Annotated in this window: 8 protein-coding genes; 6 read left to right on the top strand and 2 right to left on the bottom strand. The window is 74.0% G+C overall.

The window, feature by feature from the left end:
- The coding region (locus tag DT057_RS32955) for an FG-GAP-like repeat-containing protein (protein ID WP_162501587.1) at positions 1-2,040 on the bottom strand (2,040 nt) is incomplete at its 3' end.
- A 480-nt stretch (positions 2,041-2,520) separates the two neighbouring features.
- On the opposite strand from DT057_RS32955, the gene DT057_RS32960 reads away from it, so the two are divergent.
- From DT057_RS32960 to DT057_RS32985, 6 genes are all read left to right on the top strand, one after another.
- The gene (locus tag DT057_RS32960) at positions 2,521-3,054 is read left to right on the top strand and encodes a phage tail protein (RefSeq protein ID WP_128566244.1); all 534 of its coding nucleotides are present in this window, start codon (positions 2,521-2,523) and stop codon (positions 3,052-3,054) included.
- 21 nt (positions 3,055-3,075) lie between these two features.
- Entirely contained in the window at positions 3,076-3,567 is a 492-nt protein-coding gene (locus DT057_RS32965; protein WP_128566245.1) for a GNAT family N-acetyltransferase, read from the top strand.
- Positions 3,564-4,082, top strand: a complete 519-nt coding sequence (locus tag DT057_RS32970; protein ID WP_128566246.1) for a cupin domain-containing protein — start codon at positions 3,564-3,566, stop codon at positions 4,080-4,082. The genes DT057_RS32965 and DT057_RS32970 overlap by 4 nt, the downstream gene beginning before the upstream one ends.
- Before the next feature lie 87 nt (positions 4,083-4,169).
- Positions 4,170-4,592: a hypothetical protein gene (locus tag DT057_RS32975; RefSeq protein ID WP_128566247.1), complete on the top strand. Its 423-nt coding sequence runs from the start codon at positions 4,170-4,172 to the stop codon at positions 4,590-4,592.
- A 34-nt stretch (positions 4,593-4,626) separates the two neighbouring features.
- Positions 4,627-5,181 carry a spermidine N1-acetyltransferase gene (speG, locus tag DT057_RS32980; RefSeq protein ID WP_128566248.1) on the top strand — a complete coding sequence of 185 codons (555 nt, stop codon included), beginning with the start codon at positions 4,627-4,629 and terminating at the stop codon, positions 5,179-5,181.
- Positions 5,182-5,275: 94 nt separating this feature from the next.
- On the top strand, positions 5,276-5,521 hold the full coding sequence (locus DT057_RS32985) for a hypothetical protein (protein ID WP_128566249.1): 246 nt from the start codon (positions 5,276-5,278) through the stop codon (positions 5,519-5,521).
- 98 nt (positions 5,522-5,619) lie between these two features.
- Here the strand turns inward: DT057_RS32985 and DT057_RS32990 are convergent, their stop codons facing one another.
- A complete protein-coding gene (locus tag DT057_RS32990; protein ID WP_128566250.1) occupies positions 5,620-7,995 on the bottom strand; it encodes a hybrid sensor histidine kinase/response regulator in 2,376 nt (791 codons plus the stop codon).
- Positions 7,996-8,267 lie beyond the last annotated feature (272 nt).

The following is an 8,267-nucleotide window of genomic DNA, read 5'->3' on the forward strand; positions in this document are numbered from 1 at the left end:
GCCGGCCTGGAATCCGCCCGTGATCGCCACCCTGGCGGCGGCGAGCGCGGCGTCGTCCGCATCCGACAGGGTGAGGCCGGGATCGACCAGGACCGCCACCTGCTCGAGGGCCGCCGTGGTGCCGCCGGAGGCGGTCGCCACCGGCGCCTGGTTCGCCGCCGTGGTGAAGTTGAGCGTGGTCGTGTCGGCGATCCCCTTGTAGATCGCACCGTCCCCGTCCACGAAGGCGCCCGCCGCGATCCGCACCGCGTAGGCCGTGTTCTTGGCGAGCGCCGTGCCCGGGTTGATGGTCCAGGTGGTGCCCGAGCCGGTCACCCGGGCGCTGTCCGTGACGGGAAGCGACTCGACGGTGGTGCCGTCGGAGGTCCTGACGAGCTCGATGGTGCCGGTGCCGCGGCTGACCGCCTCGCTGAAGGTGAGGACGATGTCGGCGCCGGGCGCCACGCTGGTGGCGTCGTCGGCGGGTGTCGAGGCGGCGAGCTTGGGCGGGGCGCCGTCGGCGGCGGGGTTGTCGCTGCCCTGGAAGACGTAGGCGCCGCCCGCGCCGGACTGGTCGGTGAAGATGTCGGCGTCGCCGTCGCCGTCGAAGTCCGCGACCCGGTAGGCCACGGTCGTGGCGTTGAAATCCGACAGGGTGACGGACTTGAAGGGGGAGAGCGCCTGCGTCGCGAGGACGAAGGTCCCGTCGCCCCGTCCCTTGGCGAAGCCGAAGGTGCTGCCGTCGAGGCCGGTCTGGTAGAGGATGTCGACGTTGCCGTCGCTGTCGAAGTCCCCGGTCGTCATCCGGGAGGCTTGCGTCACCGGGAAGCTCGCCGCCGGGCCCTCGACGTAGGTCGCCCCGCTGCTCAGGAAGAGGCGGCCGGTGGTCGTCAGGACGCCGCTCGTGGTCGTCGTGGTCGTGACATAGATGTCGGTGCGGCCGTCGTTGTTGAAGTCGGCCGTGTAGTTCCTGTAGCCCGGATTGGAGCCACCGAAGATGTCCGGCAGGGCCAGGGCGGCGAAGGGGGATGCCGCCTGGGCCAGGTCCGTGAAGGTGCCGTCGCCGTTGTTGCGGGCGAACCTGTAGGGGGAACCCTGGCCGCCGTTCTGGTACAGGATGTCGGCCGCGCCGTCGCCCGTGAAGTCGCCGACGGCCATCCGTGCCGAGAACGGGGGCAACGGCAGCGTCGCCGTGGAGGCGAGGGCGTAGCCCGTTCCGCCGCTCCCGCCGCTGCTCAGGACGAGCGTGCCCGCCGCGCCGTTCGAGGCGATGTAGAGGTCGGGGCGGCCATCCTTGTTGAAGTCGGCGACGTAGGGCCGGATGGTGGTTCCGTAGAGGTCCGGCAGGACGAGGCCGGCGAAGGGGGATTGGGCCAGCGTCTGGAGCGTGAAGGTGCCGTCGCGGTTGCTGCGCGCGAACCCGTAGGTGCCGCCCGTCCCGCCGTCCTCGTACAGGATGTCCGCCGCGCCGTCGCGGGTGAAATCCCCCACCACCGCGAAGTTCGTGGAGCTGTAGCTCGGGAAGCTCGCGGCGTTCCCGGTCTTGAAGACCACCGCGAGCCGGCCCCGGTAGGCCTCCCGGGCCGGCCGGGTGAAGGGCGGCACCGCGCGGGGGCCGGCGGTCGCGACGTCGAGCGCCCAGGTTCCGCCGTCGCCGACGGGCCGGGACGCCGCCGCCACCGGGCGGCCGCCGAGGGCGCCCGAGAGCGCGGCGACGAAGCGGCGTCCGGCCGGGCCGCCGCCGAGGCCGCAGGCGTAGAGGCGCAGCGCGCCGCCCGGCGCGAGGGCGCCCGCCAGGATCGCGAGGGCGTCGGCCCGCCGCGGCAGGTCGGCCTCGGCGAGGCCGTCCGGCCCGATCGCGAGCCGCCCCGGCGCGCCGTGCGCCACGACCGAGACGGCGGCGAGCCCGCCCGCCGGCTCGGCGGCCAGCACCGCGGCGATCTGGAGCAGGCCGTCCCGGGCCGGATCGAGCAGGTGCAGCCGCGCGCCGGGGACGAGGCCGCCGCGCAGGGTGTCGAGATCCGAGACCCGCGCGTCGATGAAGACGAACTGCCCAGCCATGGTACCCACTCCCGCGTGCCGCACGTCCCGACTTCCCGGGACGGCGCAACTTCTGCGCGACGCGTCATCCCGGCCGCAGATTGCCGAAATCCCGCCGTTTGACAAATCATTTTTCCCGATCCGCAACATCTCGCGTCGCAGTGACTGTTCATGTCATGTCATAGCGGTGTTAGATCTATCAATACTAAGGATAAATCTGAAACGGAGTAATTTTATAATCAAAATATGATTTATTGAAGTATTTGCGGCAAGGACTATTCTGTCGTTATAGCGTTGCACGAAAGGCACGTTCCGCGGCCGGAGCGACCGAGAGCCCAGGTGTTCTCCGGTCGTCCGTGTCGGATGCACGAGCGTGTCCCTGGGACATATTTTTCATATCGACTTGCAGTTTCGCCGTGCTAGGTGTGAGCACGGCGTCGTTGATTCGTCGTGACTTCATCGCGGCGTCGAATGCATTCGCGATCTGGGGACTGAGACGAGATGAGCGAGCCATTTCTCGGCGAGATCCGCCTGTTCGGCGGCAATTACGCCCCGCGCGGCTGGGCGTTGTGCAATGGTCAGTTGTTGCAGATCAGCCAGAACACTGCCCTGTTCGCGATCCTCGGCACCACCTTCGGCGGCGACGGCCGGACCACCTTCGGGCTGCCGGACCTGCAGGGCCGGGTCCCGGTGCATTCCGGCACCGGCGCGGGCCTGCCCCCCGCCGCGCTCGGGCAGCGCGGCGGCGCGACGACCGTCACGCTGGCGACGCCGCAGATCCCCCAGCACACCCACGCGCTGTCGGCCGTCAAGGCGCCCGGAGGCCTGACGGACCCGACGAACGCCTACCTGACGCCGACGAACGACGGCCAGGGAACGGTCTACCCGTCCTTCGCGGCGACCGGCACCACGGTGCCGATGAATCCGGGCTCCGTCGCCGTCTCGGGCGGCTCGCAGCCCCACGACAACATGCAGCCCTACCTCTGCGTGACCTTCATCATCGCGCTCGAGGGACTCTATCCGGCCCGGAACTGACCGGGGGACGGGCGGGTCCCCGTGACGCTCCCGTCGCCGGGCGGCCCCCTGCGCCTGCGCCCGGAGGGCGCGGGGGACGAGGCGTTCCTGCTCGGGCTGTTCCGGGACGGGCTGCCCGCCGCCTGGGCGGCCCTGCCGCTGCCCGCGCCGGCCCGCGCCGCCCTCGTGCGCCAGCAATTCCTGGCCCGTGCCGCCGGCCACCGGGCGCACCACCCGGACGGGGAGTTCCGGGTGGTCGAGCGGGACGGCGTCCCGGTCGGCCGCCGGGCGGTCGCCTGGGCGCCGGAGGGGATCCACCTCGTCGACCTCGCGCTCCTGCCCGCCTGGCGCGGGCGCGGCCTCGGCGCCGCGCTCCTCGCGCCCCTGATCCTCGCCGCGCGGGAGAGCGGCCGCCCGCTCACCCTGGAGGTCGACGCCGCCAACGCGCCGGCCCTGCGGCTCTACGCCCGGCTCGGCTTCGCGGCGGTGCGCGCGGCGGGGCCCGACCTGCTGATGCGCCGGGAGCCCGCGTGACCCGCTTCCCCGACCGGCTGCGCCTGCCGCTCGCCTTCGACCCAGCGCCCCTGCGGGCCGACCCAGCGCCCCTGCGGGCCGACCTTGCGTGCCTCGCGGGGGACGGCGCGGCGGGCCGGATCCCCCACGTCGTCGCCCGGAACTCCGACGGCGCCTGGAGCGCGATCCCCCTGCGCGGGCCCGCGGGCGCCACCCACCCGGTCATGATGAGCCACGCCGATCCCGCCGCCTTCGCGGACACGCCCCTCCTCGGCCGCTGCCCGGCCTTCGCGGCCCTGCTCGGGGCCTTCGCCTGCCCGCTCCGGGCGGTGCGGCTGATGCGCCTCGGGCCGGGCTCGGTGATCAAGGAGCACCGCGACCGCGACCTCGCCTACGAGGAGGGCCACGTCCGCCTCCACGTGCCGGTGCTGACCGGCCCGGGGGTCGCGGCCTTGGACGCGGCGGCGGCGCCGGCCCACCCGGGGGTGCCGGCCCGCCGCGCGGGCGGATGCGTCGATTGCGAGGGATCCGCTTAACCCCGCCTTGCGGGGCGGCCCGGCAGCATGCCTGGCTCGCGGGCCGAGCCCGGGCATCCGGCCCTCGCGGACGGGAGGGCGCACGGCATGGCGGGCACCACGGCGGGCACCACGGCGGGCACCGGTCGGACGGGGCTCCTGCACCTCGTCGGCGACGCGGCGGAGCCGGACGTCCCGCTCCCCGGGGAGGCCGGCCGGCGGCGTCTGGCGGCCCTGCAGGGCCAGCTCCGCAACCAGCTCGGCCACCTGCGGAGCGTGGCGCTCTCGCCCGCGCTGCGCGCGACCCCCGAGGGGGAGCGCGCGGCCGAGGCCCTCGACCGGATGATCGCCGAGGCCGCGCGCCTGGCCGAGGCCTGGGACCGCATCGCCGGGATCGTCGCGCGCCTGCCCGCGGGCGACCCTCCCGCCGCGGAGCCGTCTGCCGCGGAGCGGCCCGCCGGGGAGACGCTCGCCGCGGCGCGGCCGGTGCGGGACCGGAGTGGCGGTGACGGGGCGCCGCCCGGGGGGTAGGATCGCGCTCAACCCTGGGCACCCCGGACCGAGCATGGCCGCGACCATCAAGCTGCGTCCGCTGGAGCGCGAGGACCTGCTCTTCGTGCACCAGCTCAACAACAACGACAGCATCATGCGCTACTGGTTCGAGGAGGCCTACGAGTCCTACGCCGAGCTGGCGCAGCTCTACGAGCGCAACATCCACAATCAGACCGAGCGCCGCTTCATCATCGCCACCCGCGAGGACGAGCGCGCCGGGCTGGTGGAGCTCGTCGAGATCAACCACCTGCACCGGCGCTGCGAGTTCCAGATCGCGATCCACCCGGCCTTCCAGGGCCGCGGCTACGCCAGGCGGGCGACCCGGATCGCCATGGACTACGCCTTCAGCGTGCTCAACATCCACAAGCTCTACCTGCACGTCGACAAGGACAACGGGCGGGCGGTGGGGATCTACGAGAGCTGCGGCTTCCAGACCGAGGGCATCCTGCGGGACGAGTTCTTCGTCAACGGCAAGTACCGCGACGCGGTGCGGATGTGCCTGTTCCAGCCCGCCTACCTGGCCCGGCGCGGCGGCGGCGACGTGAGCGAGCCGGTGCTGAAGACCTGACGCGGGCCCGGCGCGGCGCCGGCGCCCGCCCCGGACCCTGGCGCAACGGCCCCGGGAGCCCCTATTGAGGGGCGTCACCGGGAGCCCCAGGGATTTGCGCGAGACCTTCCACATCGAGATCGTCGGCCCCGAGGGCGCTCCCGTCCAGCGGGCCTCCTACCGGGCCGGCAGCCTGGACGCCGCCCGGGAGCGGGCCCTGCGCCTGTTCGCGCGCGCCCGCGTGCCGCAGCGGGGCGGGCCGCCCGTCGAGGCGGTGCTCATCCTCGACGGCGCCGGCACGGAGGTGTTCCGCTGGAGCATCTGGGACGAGGGGACGGGGCAGGGCGGCCGGCGGCGGTAGGGGCGGGGGCCGGGGCGCGCCGCCCGGCCAAGCCACACCCCGGCCAAGCCACCCCGGCCTGATGCCGCCGGGGCGGTGCGCGCCGCCGTGGCGGCGCCTCACGGGTCCCCCGGCCCGCCGCGGGCCGTGAGCTCGTCGATCAGGCCCTGGAGCGAGGCCGGCACCGGCTCGGGCGGGCGCGCGGCGTACATCGCCCGCAGCAGGCTGCCGATCTCCCCCAGGGAGACGCTGCCCTTGACGATCACCCGCTCGGTGTCGCGGCCGAGCCGCTCCTTCTCGGCCGGGGTGATGTCCTTGGCGGTGAGCACCACCACCGGCACGTCGCCGCCGTCGGGCCGGGCGCGCAGCTTCGTCAGGAAGGTGAAGCCGTCCATCACCGGCATCATCAGGTCGAGGAGGATCAGCGAGGGCCGCGCCTCGTCGAGGCGCTCGAGCCCGACCGCGCCGTTCTCGGCCTCGCGCACCCGCCAGCCGTCCCGCACCAGGGTGCGCCGCAGCCGCTCGCGGGCGTCGGCGTCGTCGTCCACGAGCAGCACCGTGCCGGGGGCGCCCGCCGGCCGGTAGCGCTCCATGAGGCCCTTGAGGTGCTCCCAGTCGATCGGCTTGACGAGGTAGTCGGTGGCGCCGAGGGCCCGGCCGAGGCCCTGCTCGTTGACCACCGAGGTGATGATCACCGGCGTCGCGGCGAGGTCCGGGTCGCTGCGGATCGCGTGCAGCACCGACCAGCCGTCCATGCGCGGCATCTCGATGTCGAGCAGGATCGCCCGCGGCCGGAGCGCCCGGGCGAGGCTGAGGCCGGCCCGGCCGTCGCTGGCGCTGCGCACCCGGAAGCCCTCGCGCTCGAGGAACCGGGACAGGAGCTCCCGGGCGGCCGGGTCGTCGTCGACGAGGAGCACGACGTCGTGGCGCTCCACGGCGGCCGCCTCGGCGAGCGCCCGGACCTCCTCGGGCGTCGGCGCGTCGTCCTCCTCCGGCAGCCGCGCCGGCAGCCGGACCGTGAAGGTCGCCCCGGCGCCGTGGACGGACGCCACCGCGATGTCGCCGCCCATCCGCCGGCAGAAGGCCCTGGTGATGGCGAGCCCGAGCCCGGTGCCGCCGAACTGCCGGGTGGTCGATTCGTCGGCCTGGGCGAAGCGCTCGAACAGGCGCCCGATCTGCTCCTCGGTGAGCCCGATCCCGGTGTCGGTCACCGCGAAGGTCAGCCAGGCCGCGCCGTCCTCGAGGGTGCGGCGGGCGCCGAGCGTGATCGTGCCGTCCTCGGTGAACTTGGCGGCGTTGCCGAGCAGGTTGACGAGGCACTGGCGGACCTTGCCCTGGTCCTGGCGCATGGTGCCGAGCGCGCCGGGAGCGTCGAGCACCAGGCGGTTGCGCCGCTTCAGCACCAGCGACTCGGTGGCCGCCGCCACGTCGTCGAGCATGGCCGCGACCGCGAAGTCCTCGGCCGCCACGGTCATGCGGCCGGCCTCGATCTTCGAGATGTCGAGCACGTCGTTGATGAGCCCGAGCAGGTGGCGGGCGGAGGCCTCGATCTTGCGCAGATCCGGCAGCAGCGCGGCCTGGCCGAGATCCTCCAGCTCCTCGGCCAGCATCTCCGAGTAGCCGATCACCGCCGAGAGCGGCGTGCGCAGCTCGTGGCTCATGTTGGCGATGAACTGGCTCTTGGCGCGGTTGGCCGCCTCGGCGGCCTGGCGGGCGCGCTCGACCTCGGCCTCCGCCTCCTTGCGGTCCGTGATGTCGACGTGCATGCCGACCCATTCCCGCACCCTGCCGTCCTCGGCCTTCACGGGGGCGGCCCGCACCTCCATGTGGCGCCAGACCCCGTCGCGCCGCCGCAGGCGGTACTCGACCTCGTAGGTGGCGCGGGCCTCGACGGCCGCGGCCCAGACCTCGGCGGCCCGGGCGCGGTCGTCGGGATGGACCGCGTCGACCCAGCCCCAGCCCTGGGATTCCTCCTCGCTCTGGCCCGTATAGGCCGTCCAGCGCCACTGCCCGAGGGCGAGCGCCCCGGAGGCGTCCGCCGACCAGATGATCGCGGCGGCGCTGTCCACGAGGGCGCGGAAGCGCTCCTGGGCCGAGCGCAGGCGCTCCTCGGCGGCCCGCCGGCGGGTGATGTCGGTGTTGGTGCCGTACCAGCGCACGATGCGGCCCCCGGCGTCGCGGAACGGCTGGGCCCGCGACAGGAACCAGCGGTAGGCGCCGTCGGCCCCGCGCAGCGGAAACGTGTCCTCCCAGGGCTCGCCGGTCTCGAAAGCGTGCCGGATGCGGGCCGAGACCCGCTCGACGTGGTCGGGATGGTGGACGGCGCGCCAGCCCCAGCCGTACATCGCCTCGGGCGTGGTGCCGGTGTAGTCGTACCAGCGCCGGTTATACCAGACGATGACGCCCGACGCCTCGGCGATCCAGGCGAGCTGCGGCAGCGACTCGGCGAGGTTGCGGTAATCGTCGTCGCGCAACGCGGGCGCGCCGGCGCTCATCGGGCGCCCCCGCGGGTGCCGGCGGGGCGAGGTGCGATCTCAGGCATCCGGACATATCCGTGGCGGGGCGCATGGCGGCCCCGCCACGGATATGTCCGGATGCGGCCCGGCTTCCAGGGCGCGCCGGATCACGCGCGCGGGTGCCGCGCGCGGGCGGACGCGCGGGTGCGACCCGCGCGGCGGCCAGGTCCGCGCGAGGCCCCCGGGGCGCCCGGACGCTTCCCTCGGTTCCATAATCTTCCTTATGCGAATCGCCGCTGTAGGCGCAAAGT

The organism is Methylobacterium crusticola (genome assembly GCF_003574465.1).
GTDB lineage: Bacteria > Pseudomonadota > Alphaproteobacteria > Rhizobiales > Beijerinckiaceae > Methylobacterium > Methylobacterium crusticola.